At 72.2% G+C, this 14694-nt stretch carries 13 protein-coding genes; 10 read left to right on the plus strand and 3 right to left on the minus strand.

What is annotated here, in order from left to right:
• Positions 1-22: 22 nt before the first annotated feature.
• From ACIGEP_RS11720 to ACIGEP_RS11750, 7 genes are read left to right on the plus strand one after another with little or no spacing between them, the layout of a single operon-like run.
• A complete protein-coding gene (locus tag ACIGEP_RS11720; RefSeq protein ID WP_396661793.1) occupies positions 23-994 on the plus strand; it encodes an AAA family ATPase in 972 nt (323 codons plus the stop codon).
• The gene (locus ACIGEP_RS11725) at positions 994-2334 is read left to right on the plus strand and encodes a DUF58 domain-containing protein (RefSeq protein WP_396661794.1); all 1341 of its coding nucleotides are present in this window, start codon (positions 994-996) and stop codon (positions 2332-2334) included. Before ACIGEP_RS11720 ends, ACIGEP_RS11725 begins: the two co-directional genes overlap by 1 nt.
• Entirely contained in the window at positions 2331-4646 is a 2316-nt protein-coding gene (locus ACIGEP_RS11730; RefSeq protein ID WP_396661795.1) for a transglutaminaseTgpA domain-containing protein, read from the plus strand. Before ACIGEP_RS11725 ends, ACIGEP_RS11730 begins: the two co-directional genes overlap by 4 nt.
• Positions 4643-5683 carry an RDD family protein gene (locus ACIGEP_RS11735; protein WP_396661796.1) on the plus strand — a complete coding sequence of 347 codons (1041 nt, stop codon included), beginning with the start codon at positions 4643-4645 and terminating at the stop codon, positions 5681-5683. Before ACIGEP_RS11730 ends, ACIGEP_RS11735 begins: the two co-directional genes overlap by 4 nt.
• Positions 5680-6498, plus strand: a complete 819-nt coding sequence (locus ACIGEP_RS11740; protein WP_396661797.1) for a PP2C family protein-serine/threonine phosphatase — start codon at positions 5680-5682, stop codon at positions 6496-6498. Before ACIGEP_RS11735 ends, ACIGEP_RS11740 begins: the two co-directional genes overlap by 4 nt.
• Entirely contained in the window at positions 6498-7925 is a 1428-nt protein-coding gene (locus tag ACIGEP_RS11745) for an FHA domain-containing protein (protein ID WP_396661798.1), read from the plus strand. The genes ACIGEP_RS11740 and ACIGEP_RS11745 overlap by 1 nt, the downstream gene beginning before the upstream one ends.
• Entirely contained in the window at positions 7922-9619 is a 1698-nt protein-coding gene (locus tag ACIGEP_RS11750; RefSeq protein ID WP_396661799.1) for a serine/threonine-protein kinase, read from the plus strand. The genes ACIGEP_RS11745 and ACIGEP_RS11750 overlap by 4 nt, the downstream gene beginning before the upstream one ends.
• A gap of 9 nt (positions 9620-9628) precedes the next feature.
• On the opposite strand, the gene ACIGEP_RS11755 is transcribed toward ACIGEP_RS11750, so the two are convergent.
• Positions 9629-10063 carry a recombinase family protein gene (locus ACIGEP_RS11755; RefSeq protein WP_396661800.1) on the minus strand — a complete coding sequence of 145 codons (435 nt, stop codon included), beginning with the start codon at positions 10061-10063 and terminating at the stop codon, positions 9629-9631.
• A 133-nt stretch (positions 10064-10196) separates the two neighbouring features.
• Here ACIGEP_RS11755 and ACIGEP_RS11760 point away from each other — a divergent pair, with 133 nt between their 5' ends.
• From ACIGEP_RS11760 to ACIGEP_RS11770, 3 genes are all read left to right on the plus strand, one after another.
• Positions 10197-11066, plus strand: coding sequence for a neutral zinc metallopeptidase (locus ACIGEP_RS11760; protein WP_396661801.1), 870 nt, complete (start codon positions 10197-10199; stop codon positions 11064-11066).
• Positions 11063-12043: a prolyl aminopeptidase gene (pip, locus tag ACIGEP_RS11765; RefSeq protein WP_396661802.1), complete on the plus strand. Its 981-nt coding sequence runs from the start codon at positions 11063-11065 to the stop codon at positions 12041-12043. The genes ACIGEP_RS11760 and pip overlap by 4 nt, the downstream gene beginning before the upstream one ends.
• A gap of 182 nt (positions 12044-12225) precedes the next feature.
• Positions 12226-13746 (plus strand): DEAD/DEAH box helicase, encoded by a 1521-nt coding sequence (locus ACIGEP_RS11770; protein ID WP_396661803.1) that lies wholly within the window; start codon positions 12226-12228, stop codon positions 13744-13746.
• 63 nt (positions 13747-13809) lie between these two features.
• On the opposite strand, the gene ACIGEP_RS11775 is transcribed toward ACIGEP_RS11770, so the two are convergent.
• Complete coding sequence (locus tag ACIGEP_RS11775; RefSeq protein WP_396661804.1) at positions 13810-14214, minus strand: hypothetical protein; 405 nt, start codon at positions 14212-14214, stop codon at positions 13810-13812.
• Positions 14211-14660 (minus strand): adenylyltransferase/cytidyltransferase family protein, encoded by a 450-nt coding sequence (locus ACIGEP_RS11780; RefSeq protein WP_396661805.1) that lies wholly within the window; start codon positions 14658-14660, stop codon positions 14211-14213. Before ACIGEP_RS11780 ends, ACIGEP_RS11775 begins: the two co-directional genes overlap by 4 nt.
• Positions 14661-14694: the final 34 nt, after the last annotated feature.

Below are 14694 nucleotides of genomic sequence, written 5' to 3' on the forward strand. Positions count from 1 at the left end.
TTCGAGAGCAAGGACTGAACGAATGAGCATGACCCCCGAACAGGCGGCCTGGTTCCGCGACACGTTCACGCGTCTCGTCGACAACGTCGACCAGGCGCTGATGGGCAAGCGCGAGGTCGTCGGCCTCGTGCTGGCGGCCATGCTCGCCGAGGGCCACGTGCTTCTCGAGGACGCACCCGGCACCGGCAAGACGAGCCTCGCCAAGGCGCTCGCCGCCAGCGTGCAGGGCACGTCGACCCGCATCCAGTTCACGCCCGACCTGCTGCCCTCCGACGTGACCGGTGTGACGATCTACGACCAGCAGAACCACAAGTTCGAGTTCCACAAGGGACCCGTCTTCGCGTCGATCGTCCTCGCCGACGAGATCAACCGCGCCTCGCCGAAGACCCAGTCCGCGCTCCTCGAGGTCATGGAGGAGTCGAGGGTGACGGTCGACGGCGTGCCGCACGAGGTCGGCCGCCCGTTCCTGGTGATCGCGACGCAGAACCCCATCGAGCAGGCCGGTACCTACAAGCTGCCCGAGGCGCAGCTCGACCGCTTCATGATCAAGACCTCGATCGGCTACCCCTCGCTCGCGGTCGCGGAGCGGATCCTCGCCGGCGAGGTCGACCGCAACCCGTCCGGCAAGCTCAGCCCTGTCATCACGACGAAGGCTGTCGCCGACATGGCCGACCTCGCGGCCTCCGTCCACGTCGACCCCGCCGTCGCGCGGTACGCCGCCCAGCTCGTCGAGGCGACGCGCGAATCGGATGCCACCAAGCTCGGCGTCTCGGTCCGTGGCGCCATCTCGATGATGCGCATCGCCCGTGTGGTCGCCGCGTCCCAGGGCCGGCACTACGTCATCCCCGACGATGTGAAGACCCTCGCCGCGCCCGTGTGGACCCACCGTCTCGTGCTCGACCCCGAAGCGGAGTTCGCGGGCACGACGTCCGAGTCCGTCATCGAGCGCGCGCTCGGGCAGGTCGAGGCGCCTCTCGCGAGGGCATCGGCCTGATGACGATGACGCCGGAGACCGTGGCCGAGGCGCCGGACGCGCCCGGCCCGTCCGGCGTGCCCGCGAACGCTCCGGAGGACACGGCCGACGCGCCTCAGCTCTCTCCCCGCGAGGCGACGAAGTGGGAGAAGCTCCGAGAGGATGCCGGGGTGTGGGCGCGCCGGGCCGCGCACCGTGCGGCCGTCATCGCGGAGGTGGTCCAGGTGACGGGCTGGGTGGTCATCGCCGCCGCCGTCGTGCTGTGGATCACCGCCTTCGCCCTCGGCTGGCAGGAGGCGTTCGTCGCCGCCGTCGTGGCGACCATCCTCGCGCTGCTGTGCGTCGTCTTCCTGTTCGGCCGCACTGCGTACGAGGTCGACCTCGACCTGACCCGCACCCGCGTCGTGGTGGGAGAGCGTGCCGTCGGGGCGCTCTCGCTCGCCAACCGCACGTCGCGCTCGCTCCTGCCGTCCGAGGTCGTCCTCCCCGTCGGATCGGGCCGCGGCCTCTTCCAGGTGCCGCGCCTCGCGCCCGGGGCGGAGCACGAGGAGCTCTTCGCCATCCCCACGACCGCCCGAGGCGTGCTCGCCGTCGGCCCCGTGAGCGTGCTGCGCGGCGACCCGCTCGGCCTTTTCGAGCGCACGCACGATCGCCGTCAGGCGGTCGACCTCTTCGTGCACCCGCGCACCCTCCCGCTCGAAGGGCTCTCGCTCGGCCAGATGCGCGACCTCGAGGGTCTGCCCGACCAGCATCTCGCGCGCGACGACGTTTCGTTCCACGCGCTGCGCGACTACCAGCCGGGCGACGACCTGCGCCACGTGCACTGGAAGTCCACGGCGCGCACCGGCACGCTCATGGTGCGCGAGTACGAGCAGACGCGCCGCTCGCACTTCGTCGTCGCCCTCTCGACGCACCCCGGCGAGTACCGCGAGCTCGAGGAGTTCGAGACCGCGATCTCGATCGCCGGCTCGATCGGCCTGCGCGCGCTGCGCGACTCCCGCACCCTCGACGTCCGCACCTCGACCGGCAAGATCCGCGCCGAGTCCGGACGTCGCTACCTCGACTCCCTCTCCGCCCTCGAGCCCAGCAAGCCGCGCGACGGCGGGATCGTCGCGCTCGCCGGCATCCTGGCGGCCCATTCGCCGGATGCCGCGGTCGCCGTCCTCATCTGCGGGTCCACCGTCGACGCGAGTCAGCTGCGCCTGGCCTGCTCGCGGGTCCCGTTCGGCGTGCGGACGCTCGCGATCATCGCGGACGGTCGCCTCGACGCGCCCGTCCTGCGGCGGGTAGGCGACGCGGACGTCGTCGCCCTCGGCGAGCTCGACCAACTCCCGAACGCGATCCGCAAGGTGCTGTCGTGAACCGCCTGCGATTCCTGCTGCTGCCCGGCGCGACCTGGCGGCGACTCGTCGCCGACATCGGCGCGGTCATCCTGCTCCTCGCCGTCGGCATCGTCGGCTTCGCCGCGACCTTCGAAGGCCCGGCCTACCTCGTTGCGGCCATAGGTGCGCTGGTCGTCGGCATCGCCCTCGCCTGGGTGGGCGCCCGCTGGCGCTGGGGCGTCCTGACCCTCACCGGCGCGACCGTGGCCCTCTACTTCCTTCTCGGCGGGGCGTTGGCTCTGCCGCACACGTCCTTCCTCGGGGTCGTGCCGACGCTCGAGACGTGGCGGCAGCTCGCGTTCGGCGTCGTGACGTCATGGAAGGACCTCCTGACGACGGTGCCGCCCGTCGCGTCGGACGACGGTCACCTGATCGTCCCGTTCCTGATGACGCTCGCGGCGTCCGTACTGACCGCCTCGCTCGCCCTGCGACTGCGGCACCCGGCGTGGGCGCTGATCCCGGCATCCCTCTTCGTCGCCGGCGAGATCCTGCTCGGCACGGCGCAGACCGTCGCCCCCATCGTCCAGGGCGCACTGTTCATCGTGGTCGCGGCCGTCTGGCTGGCGCTGCGGACCCTGTGGAGCCCCGAGCGCACGGCGGTCGAGGCCGCGACTCCCGGGGCGGTTGCCTCGCGTGCCGCGCGACTGCGTCGCCTGATCTCGGGCGGGGTCGTCGTCGCCCTCGCGACCGGAGCGGGCGCGGCCGTCGCGGCTGTCGCCGCACCCCCGACGCAGCGGTACATCCTGCGCGACTTCGTCGTGCCGCCGTTCGACATCCACGACTACCCGAGCCCGCTGCAGTCCTGGCGCGGATACGTCCGCGACTACGAGAGCGAGCCCCTGTTCACGGTGAGCGGTATGCCGGATGACGGCCGCGTGCGACTCGCGACGATGGACGCCTACGACGGCATCGTCTACAACGTCGCCGAGGACGGCGCCGGATCCTCGAGCGCGTTCACTCCCGTGCGCACCAACATGTCGCCGCAGGCCGAGGGCGACGAGGCGACCGTGCGTTTCGACATCGAGAACCTCGACGGTGTCTGGCTCCCCTCGGTCGGTGCCGCGCACGACATCCGCTTCACGGGCGACCGGGCGACCGACCTCCGCCGGGGCGCGCACTTCAACGACGGCACCGGTACGGCCGTGGTCACTGCGGGCCTCGGCTCGGGCGACCAGTACACGATCGACACGACGGTGCCCGTCGAGCCGAGCGACGAGCAGCTGGCGGACCAGCAGTTCGCCCCGCTCAAGATGCCCAAGCAGACCGGCATCCCGCAGGCGCTGAGCGAGCTCGCCTCGGACGCCACCGAAGAGGCAGAGACCCCGATCGAGCGGGCCCGGGCGCTCGAGAGCTACCTGCAGACCGAGGGGTACTTCAGTCACGGCCTCGCCGACGACGTCTACTCGCCGTCGGGTCACGGCGCCGCCCGCATCACGATGCTGATCTCCAACGAGCAGATGGTGGGCGACGACGAGCAGTACGCCGTGACCATGGCGTTGATGGCGCTGCAGCTCGGGATGCCGGCGCGGGTGGTCATGGGGTGGTACCCCGCCGAGGGCGAGCAGGATGCCGGCGGCGTGTTCACGGCGACTGGCGACAACATGCACGCGTGGGTCGAGATCGCGTTCGAGGATGCCGGATGGGTGAGCTTCGACCCGACTCCCGACGAGGACAACGAGCCGAGCCAGCAGAACACGAAGCCGCGCGCCAACCCGAAGCCGCAGGTGCTGCAGCCGCCCCCGCCCGCACAGGAGCCGGCTGAGCTGCCGCCGGCGCTCGCCGAGGAGCGGGACCAGGACGAGGAGGAACCGCCCGGACCCGACTGGCTCGGACCGGTGCTCCTGTGGACGGGCGTCGGGCTCGGCACGATTCTCCTGCTGATGTCGCCCTTCCTCGTGATCGGCGGGGTCAAGGCGGCGCGGCGCACGCGACGGCTGCGCGCCGAACGCACCGCAGACCGTGTCTCGGGCGGGTGGGACGAGCTGATCGATCGCGCCGTCGACTACCGCGTCGCTGTGCCGCACGGGTCCACCCGCGCCGAGAGCGCAGAGGTGGTGGGGGAGGCCTTCGACGGTGCCCGTGTCGCGACCCTCGCGCGGCGCGCGGATGCCGATGTGTACGGTCCTGGTGACCCGACCCCGGAGGACGTCGACGCCTTCTGGCGCGAGGTCGACGAGATCGTGGCGGGGATGGCCGGCGGCGCCACGTTCTGGCAGCGGCTGCGTGCCCGACTCAGCCTGCGGTCGCTGAGGCGACGGGGCGGAGTGCTCGGAATGGCGCGACGGCGATGACCAGCCGCGTGCCCGCGTCGATGCGTCACCGCGTCCTCGCCGTCGTCATCGACTCCGCCGTCGCGGCGGGGCTGACCGCGATCTCGGCCGGGGTCGTGGTCGCCCTGTCGATGCTCACCGCGGGGGCTGTCTCGGCGATGTGGCTCCTCCCCGTCGTGGGGATCGTCGGGGTCGGCTGGTTCCTGGTGTACTCCGCGATGCAGGGCGGCCGGGGTTCCATCGGCATGCGCTTCATGGGTGTGCGGCTGGGGCATGCCGCCGACGACGCCGCGCTCGGCTTCGGGCGGGCTCTCGGCCGGAATCTGATCTGGGCGCTCACCGGCAGCGTGCTCGTCGGGTTCTTCTCCCCTCTGTTCGACCCCTCGCGGTGGCGTCGCGGATGGCACGACATCGCCGCCGGCGCCGTCGTCCTCGACGTCGTCCCCGCGCCTCGGCCGCCGGCGCCGGTCGAGGCCGTTCCGGCGGCCGACCTGCGCTTGGACCCGATCCCGACGGCGACTCCGACCGTCCTCTCCGCCGCCACCGGCGCGTCCGCACGGAGCACGCCGGCAGCCGCTCCCGCCGCGATGCCCCTGTCGCCGCCGTCATGGGCGCCGGCATCCGCCCCGGCTCACCGTCGGATCCCTCGCACGCTCCCCGTCGATGTGATCTCGACCGTGCCGGGTGTACCGCACCGCGAGGGGCGCCCCGCCTCGGCGGAGAGTGTGGCGCCACCGGTGATCGCGATCCTCGGCTGGGACGACGGTACGCGTCACACGGTGTACGAGCCGACGCTGTTCGGGCGCGGACCGGGGCAGCAGCCGGGCCGGCGCAGCACGGCGGTGCGCGACGAGACGCTGTCACTGTCCAAGACGCACTTCGAGATCGGCGCCGACGAGGACGGTACGTGGGTCGTCGACAGGCATTCGCTCAACGGGGTGGTCATCGTGCGCGGCGGCCAGCCGCAGCGCCTCGTCCCCGGCCAGCGGGCGCGCATCTGGTCGGGCGACGTCCTCGAGCTCGGCGACCGACGTCTGCGGGTGGAGAGCGCCCGATGACGGCGATCGACGTCCGCGCCGGGGCGGCGACGCATCCGGGGCTGCGTCGCCGTGTCAACGAGGACTCGCACCTGGCGGAGTACCCGCTGTTCCTCGTCGCCGACGGCATGGGCGGGCACGACGCCGGAGCCGCCGCGAGTGCCGCCGTCGTCGCCGAGTTCCGTGCTCTCGTCGGGCGCGATCCGGTCGGCATCGACGAGATGCGGGCCGCACTCTCGCGTGCCCGCGTCGCCGTCGAGCGCATCGGGCACGCCGGACGCGCGGCGGGGACGACCCTGAGCGGGGTCGCGATCACCGAGGTCGCCGGTCACGGTTACTGGTTGGCGGTGAATGTGGGCGACTCGCGCACGTACCGCTACGCGGACGGCGAGCTCGAGCAGATCAGCATCGACCATTCGGTCGTGCAGGAGCTCATCGACGCGGGCGAGCTCACCGGCGAGGCCGCGGACCGCGACACTCGCCGCAACGAGATCACCCGGGCGATCGGCGCCGGCAGCGGCGGCGACGCGGACTTCTGGCTGCTCGCGGCCGAGGCGGGGGACCGCATCCTGGTGTGCTCGGACGGGCTGTCGGGCGAGGTCCCCGACGAGCGCATCGCCGGCATCCTGCGCGAGGTCGCGGACCCGCAGGATGCCGCGACCCGACTCGTCCACGAGGCGATGCTCTACGGCGGACGCGACAACATCACGGCGGTCGTGGTCGATGCCGTGCGCGTGGCGGGGCAGGATGATGGGGATGACACGTCGCCCGCCGCCGGGTCGTCGAACGCCGATGAGGACACACGGCCGCGTGCAGCGGCAGGAGGAGACGCCTGATGCGCGCAGTGCGGTATCGGCCCGACGGTGACGCGGGAGCCTGGCGTGCGGCCGTGACCGGATCGGCACTGGCCGTCCTGCCCCCCGCCGTCACCCCGCACGCCGTGGAGGGTGTGTGGCGTCGCCTCGAGAGCGGAGGCATCGGCGCCGTCCTCGATTCGCTCACGGGGGCGTTCGGCACCTCGCTCGCCGCGATCCCGCCGTTCGGTCTCGCCGTGGCCGAGGGCGACGGCGTCCGGGTCGCCGTGCGCGGCCCGGTCGCGCTCGTCGTCGAGACGGCGGACGGCGTCGAAGAGGTGTCGGGAGCCGGGGTCGCGACGTGGACCGAGCGTTTCCTGCCCGGCGTCGTCCGGGTGACCGTCGACCTCGGCAGGGGATCGGATGCCGACCTGCTGCCGATCGAGTCGGGGGTCGTCCCCGTGGGCGAGATCGTCTTCGACCTCGCCGCTCGTGAGGGCGCGCCCGCCGCCGCCGCGCCCGCCGCCGCCGCGCCCGCCGCCGCACCGGCTGCGTCGGAGGAACAGGCTGCGGATGACGCGTCCGACCCGGACGACGTGCCGGGAGAGGTGCCGCCGGAGGATGCGGCTGAGCCCGCTCCCTCGGCACCGGAGACCCCGGGCGCGCCCGAGTCGCAGGAGGCGACGGGGACGGCGGAGCCGGACGCGGGGGACGACGTCGGTGAGACCGTCGCCTTCGTCCGCACAGCGCCGAGCCAGTCCGCCCCCGCGGCCACGGCCGGCCTCGTGACCGGGGTGCCTCCCGCTCACACGCTCGGCGGATCGCCGGTCTCGGCCCCGGGTATCCCCGAAGCGACGCGCGCCCCCGACGGCGGCGAGACGATCGCAGGGATCGACGAGGACCCCGTGCTCGGTGCGACGGTCGCGAGCCCGCGCACGGCGGCGAACGGCACCTCGCCGGTGCCCGCGCTCCCGCCGTTCGTGCCGCCCCACCCCTCGGCGCCCCCTCTGCCGGGGACGCCCGACCTCGGCGATCATGACGGCGCGACCGTGTCGGTCGCCCAAGCGCGGGCGATGCGCGCGGCATCCGCCTTCGACTCCATCGACGACGTGCCGCCCCGCAGCCCGTCGCGCGGCCGCATCCGTCTCTCCGACGGCCGCGTGATCGAGCTCGAGCGCACGGTCATCGTGGGCCGGCGGCCGCGCTCGACGCGCCCCGCCGAGAACGAGCTGCCCACGCTCGTCGCGGTCGACGGACCGCAGCACGACATCTCGCGCAACCACGTCGAGATCCGCGCCGAGGGCGAGCACGTGCTGGCCGTCGACCTCGCGAGCACGAACGGCACCGTCCTCCTCCGCGGCGGGCACGACCCCGTGCGACTGCACCCGAACGAGCCGACCATGGTCATCGACGCCGACGTGCTCGACCTGGGTGACGGGGTCACGCTGACGTTCGAGGACCTCCCGTGAGCTCGAAGCGCGCCCCTGCAGCGCCCCCGCAGCTGCCCGGCTTCTCCTACGTCCAGGTCCTCGGATCGGGCGGATTCGCCGACGTCTACCTGTACGAGCAGGCGCTGCCGCGCCGCCGCGTCGCCGTCAAAGTGCTCCTCGCCGACAAAATGACCGGCGGGGCCGTGGAGCAGTTCCAGGCCGAGGCGAACGTCATGGCGATGCTCTCGACGCACCCCGCCATCGTCACGATCTACCAGGCCGGCGTCTCGGACGACGGCCGGTCGTACCTGGTCATGGAGTACTGCTCCAAGCCGAACCTCCAAGTGCGGGCCCGGTCGGCGCCCATCTCGGTCGCCGAGGCGTTGCGCGTCGGCATCCAGGTCGCCGCCGCCGTCGAGACGGCGCACCGTGCCGGCATCCTGCACCGCGACATCAAACCGGCCAACATCCTCGTCACCGAGTACAACCGGCCCGCCCTGACCGACTTCGGCATCGCGACGACGGCCGACGGCAGCGACCCCTCCGCGGGGATGTCGATCCCGTGGTCGCCGCCGGAGTCCTTCGCCGACACCCCCGATTTCACCGTGCAGTCCGACGTGTGGGCGCTCGGGGCGACGGTGTACAACCTGCTCGCCGGGCGGTCGCCGTTCGAGGTTCCCGGGGGCCGGAACGGCGGCGCCGACCTCATCCGTCGGATCGAGTCCGAGCCGCTCACCCGCCTCGAACGCCCCGACGCACCCGCGTCGCTGTTCCAGGTGCTCGAGAGGGCGATGTCCAAGCGTCCGGTCGACCGGTTCGAGTCCGCGGTCGCATTCGCCCGCGCCCTGCAGAAGGTCCAGATCGAGCTCGCCCACTCGGTCACCCCGATCGACATCCTCGACGACTCCCCGCCCGTCGAGGAACAGGAGGAGGACGGCGAGCTAACGCGTGTGCGGGGCATCGTCAGCATCGATCCGCACACCGCGCCCGCCGCAGGCCCGACCTGGGAGCGCTCGGCGTTGGCGGCGGGGCTGGGCGCCGCATCCGACTCGACCGCCCGGCGGGACACGTCCGCCTGGGCCCCCGGTGGACCCGGCGGTGCGGCCCCCGTCGATACGGGTTCGGAGGCGACCGTGCTGCGACCGCCGACCGCGATCCCGCCGGCTGCTCCCGTCGTGAGCGAGGTCGACGAGGGCACGATCCTGCGTACGCCGCACCCCGCGCCGGGAGGGGCGGGTCCCGCGCCCGCCGCCCCCGCCCCAGCCGGCCCCGCGCCGGCCGCTGCGTCGACGCCTCCTCCGAACCGCTCCCGCAAGGGGCTGTGGATCGGGCTGATCGCGGCGGCCGTCGTCGCGGTGGTCGTCGTCGGTGCGGTGCTCGTCGCGTCGGCGCTGACGCCGCCGGCCGAGGTCGCATCGCCGCAGGAGACGGCGACGACCGCGCCCGAGCCGCAGGATCCCGTCGCGGACTTCATCGCTCCGCCGGAGAAGAGCGACTACACGATCCGCAACGGCAAGGTCATCTTCCGCTGGGCCAACCCCGACCCGCAGGACGGTGACACCTACGTCTGGCAACCGGTCCGGCTCGACGGCGGCGAAGCCGAGGCGAAGAACGTGAGCGAACCCCGCGCGGTCGTCGATCTCGACGGGGACACACAGGTCTGCATCGACGTCAGCGTGCGGCGGGAGAACGGCGCCACGAGCGACGCGACCCGCCTGTGCGCGTCGTCCTGACCGCCGCGATCAGGCGCGGTCGAGCACCTTCACGATGACCGAACGCCGGCGCAGTTCGGCGACGGTGCGCGTCTCCTCGTGCGCGTCCCGTCCAAGGGCCTTCACATCGGTCACGACCAGGACGTCGCCGGCGCCGAGGCGGCCGAACAGTCGCGAGAGGCGCTCCTCCCACGTCTCACCCGTCTCGGGAGCGGGATGCCGGAACCCCTCGATCGGCACACCGAACCTCGCGAGCGCCTCGCGTTGCGCGGCGATGGTGGGCATGTCGGGTCGTGAGACGACGAGCCCCACGAGCCGTGAGCCCTGCGGGAGGGCCAGCCACCACTCGGGGCTCGGGTGCACGGCTGCGAACACGGGGGCGTCCGCTACCGGGTCGTCGGGGATCGCGATGGTCCGCGACTCGGCGTAGTCACCCGGGGCGGCGTCGCCTGATCGTGTCTCCACTGTGCTCTCCTCGCCCTCGGCTGCAGCGTGACCGCGCTGTGCGATCCATTCTGACCGATACCGCGGTGAGCACGAAGGACCATCCCTTCGCAACCATCTCGTCGCCCGCCGGCCGCGGGCGTACCGTGCGGTCATGACATTCAACCCGGATGCGGATGTGCGGGGGACGCGGGCCACTCGCCGCGGAGGTCGGGGGGCGGTGATCGCGGGCGGCGCGGGCGGCGCGGGTGCGGTGGTCGTGCTGCTCCTGTTCCTGTTCACCGGACAGGACTTCAGCGGCCTGCTCGGCGGCGGCACCGGCGGTGGCACGTCCACCGACCAGGGCGTCGTCGAGAACTGCAACAGCGGTGCGGACGCCAACGCCGACGACGACTGTCGCCTGGACGCCGGTGAAGAGGTCGTCAACTCCTTCTGGCAGCGCGAGCTGGACGGCTATCAGAAGCCGAAGCTGGTCCTCGTGGAGGGTCAGACGCAGACGCCGTGCGGCACGGCATCCAATCAGGCCGGTCCGTTCTACTGCCCGACCGATCAGACCGTCTACATCGACCCCACGTTCTGGAGCATCCTGCGCGAGCAGTTGGGCGCCGAAGGCGGCGACCTCGCCCAGCTCTACGTCCTGGCCCACGAGTACGGGCACCACGTGCAGAACCTCCTCGGGGTCTTCGAGGAGTACCCCCGCGACGGCAGCGGCGCCGACAGCAACGCGGTGCGCACCGAACTGCAGGCCGACTGCTTCGCAGGCGCCTGGACGGCGGCCGCTCCGGAGCAGAAGGATGCCGACGGTCGCCCCTTCCTCCTCGAACCCACGCAGGCGCAGATCGACGACGCCCTCGGTGCGGCCGCCGCGGTCGGCGACGACCACATCCAGGAGCAGTCCGGGAGGGTGAACCCGGAGAGCTGGACGCACGGGTCGAGCGAGCAGCGGCAGGGCTGGTTCATGACCGGTTACCGTGAGGGCTGGGACTCGTGCGACACGTTCGCCGTCTCCGGAGAGGACCTATGAAGACCCAGACCGACCTCGACGGCATCCTCTACCCGAAGATCAAGCCGCATCGGAAGGGAGAGCTGGACGTCGGCGACGGGCAGCGCGTCCACTGGGAGGAGTCCGGCAACCCCGACGGCAAGCCGGTCATCTTCCTGCACGGCGGTCCTGGTGCGGGGACGTCGCCGTGGCACCGGCGTTTCTTCGACCCCCGCCGGTACCGGATCGTGCTCATGGATCAACGCGGATGCGGCCGCAGTACGCCGCACGTGAGCGCGCCCGACGCGGACCTGCGACACAACACCACCTGGCACCTCGTCGCCGACATCGAGCAGCTGCGCCGCGAACTCGGCATCGAGACCTGGCAGGTGTTCGGCGGTTCCTGGGGGAGCGCGCTCGCCCTCGCGTACGCCGAGACCCACCCCGAGGCGGTCTCGGAGCTCGTGCTGCGCGGTGTCTTCACCCTCCGCCGTCACGAGCTCGAGTGGTTCTACGAGGGCGGTGCCGCCGCCGTCTTCCCCGACCTGTGGGAGGGGTTCCTCGCCCCTGTGCCCGTCGCGGAGCGGTCGCACCTGATCGATGCCTACCACCGACTGCTCTTCGACCCGGACCCCGCGGTGCACGTACCGGCCGCCGTCGCCTGGACGACGTGGGAGGCATCCACCCTCACCCTCCGACCCGATCCGAAGCTGGTCGATTCGATGGCGGAGGATGCCCGGGCCACCGCCTTCGCGCGCATCGAGAACCACTTCTTCGTCAACGGCGGATGGTTCGAGGACGACCAGCTCATCCGCGGCGTCGACGCGATCCGGCACATCCCGACCGTCATCGTGCAAGGCCGGTACGACATGTGCACGCCGATGATGAGCGCGTGGGACCTACACCGGGCGTTCCCCGAGGCGGAGTTCGTCGTCGTCGACGACGCCGGTCATTCGGCCAGCGAGCCGGGGATCGCCGCCGCGCTGCGCACCGCGACCGACCGCTTCGCAGGCTCCTGACGCGGGGGACTGCTAGGGTGGTGGGGTTGCGGCATCCTCTCTGGGTGCCCCTCGCGTCGTAGAACGCATCATCCGCTGCCGATCCATCGATCGTCGCCGGCGACTCCTTCTCACGGCGAACCCGTCTGCGCACTCGCACTCGGGACACCGATCCGGGCGATCACGCCCGAGTTAGTTCTCTCATGACTGAACCCACGTTCGGCACGCTCGGCGTGCCCGCTCCCCTCGTCACCGCGCTCGCCGCGGAGGGCAAGACCAGCCCGTTCCCGATCCAGATCGACACCCTGCCCGACACGCTCGCGGGACGCGACGTCCTCGGCCGCGGCCGCACCGGCTCGGGCAAGACCCTCGCGTTCTCGATCCCGATGGTCGCCCGCCTCGGTCAGGGGCTGGCCGGCGGCACGCGCCGCCGCGGCCGCATCCTCGGTCTCGTCCTGGCCCCCACCCGCGAGCTGGCGACGCAGATCGACCGCGTCCTCGCGCCCCTCGCCGCGGCGTACGGCATGAAGACCGCGACGGTCTTCGGCGGTGTCAACCAGAACCGGCAGGTCGAGGCGATCCGCGCCGGCGCCGACATCGTCGTCGCCTGCCCCGGCCGCCTCGAGGACCTCATGCAGCAGAAGCTCGTGAGCCTGGATGCCGTCGAGATCACCGTCATCGACGAGGCCGACCACATGGCCGACCTCGGCTTCCTGCCGGGTGTGACCCGCATCCTGAACGCGACGCCGCAGGGCGCGCAGCGCATGCTGTTCAGCGCGACGCTGGACAACGGCGTCGACAAGCTCGTGAACCGCTTCCTGCAGAACGAGGTGCTGCACTCGGTCGACGAGGCGCACTCGCCCGTCGCCGCGATGACCCACCACGTCTTCCACGTGCCCGGCTCCGACGAGAAGAAGGAGCTCGTGCGCTTCCTCGCCTCGGGCACCGGTCGCCGCATCCTGTTCCTGCGCACCAAGCACGCCGCGAAGAAGCTCGCCAAGCAGCTGACGTCGCAGGGGATCCCTTCGGTCGACCTGCACGGCAACCTGTCGCAGCCGCAGCGCGACCGCAACCTGGCGGCGTTCTCGGCGGGCACCGCCCGCGTGCTCGTCGCCACCGACGTCGCCGCCCGCGGTGTGCACGTCGACGGCGTCGAGCTCGTCGTCCACGTCGACCCGCCCATGGAGCACAAGGCGTACCTGCACCGCTCGGGTCGCACCGCGCGTGCCGGCGCCGAGGGCGCCGTCGTCACGATCGTCCTGCCCGAGCAGCGTCGCGACGTCGACCAGCTGCTGCGCAAGGCAGCCATCTCCGTCACGCCCGAGACCGTGACCGCGGCATCCGCCTCGGTCGTCGAGCTCGTCGGTGAGATCGCGCCGCACGTGACCCCGGCCCCCGAGCAGCCGCAGGTCCGCGGCGGCGGGCAGAGCCAGGGCGCGAACGCGCAGCGCAAGCGCGCCGCCCGTGAGGGCCAGGGCGACCGCGGTCGCTCGGGCCAGGGCGGTGGCCGCGGACGCGGGCAGGGTCGTACGTCCGACGCGCCCCGCCGCGACGCGCAGCCCGCGCGTGCCGCAGGCCACGGACAGGCCCCGACGCACGGTGCGCCGAAGGCCGCCCCGACCGGCGGCGCGCGCCGCACCGGTCGCCGCGCGACCGGTGGCGGATCGCTGACCGTCGGGTCGGTCGTCCGCCAGAACGGTGCGGGCCGCCGCGGCGGTCGCTGACCCCCGACATCGCAGAGCCGCATCCCGTCCACCGGGGTGCGGCTCTCGTCGTCGACGCGGCAGTCAGCCGGCGGCGTCGAGGGGCGGCTCGATCACGACGCCGGTGACGTCGAGCGTGCGGCCGACGATGCCCGAGATCCGGAAGACCGTCGCCTGCCTCGGCGTCGACACGTCGAGGGGCAGGATGACGACCTCGATCCGATGCTCACCGACGCTGAGGATGCCGTGACCGGGCGCATCGACGAAGAGGGAGTACGTCCGCGCGCGCGTCGGCACGGCGCCGTCCGCGGAGGTGCCGGCGTCGGGCGGGCGCGGGAAGATCCGTCGCACGGTCGGCTGCGGGCGACCGGGAATCGGTCCGCTCTTCATCCGGAGCGGGAACAGCGCGACAACTTGTCCGACGAAGAGTTCGATCGCATCGTCGGAGCCCGCTGAGGGAGCAGCGTCGTCAGACGCTGCCGCGCTCACGCCGACTCGGAACGGAGCTCACGATCGACCGACGCGACCTCGAGCGCACGGCGGAGCTGACTGCTCGAGGTGTGCACGGTGTACGGGAAGTAGACGACTTCGACCCCGACCTTCGCGAACTCGCGCTCGAGACGGTCGCCCTTCTCGGTGCCGCGCCAGTCATCGCCTTTGAAGAAGTGAGTGAACCCCACTTCGCGCCAGACGTCGATCTTGTCGGGAACCGTCTCGATGTGGACATGATCGACGAAGCGGATGCCGCGCACGATGTCCGCTCGCTCCGAGGTCGGGATGAACGGATCGACGCCCTTCACCTGGTGCAGCATCTCGTCGCTCACCACCCCGGCGATCAGCAGATCGCAGTTGTCCCTCGCATGTCGAAGGATGTTCAGGTGTCCCACGTGGAAAAGGTCGAACGCCCCCGCGGCGTAACCGATACGCACAGTCATCGCAAGCTCCCCAGCAAGCAGACAGATCGAGCCC

Source organism: Microbacterium sp. NPDC077663, assembly GCF_044542795.1.
Lineage (GTDB): Bacteria > Actinomycetota > Actinomycetes > Actinomycetales > Microbacteriaceae > Microbacterium.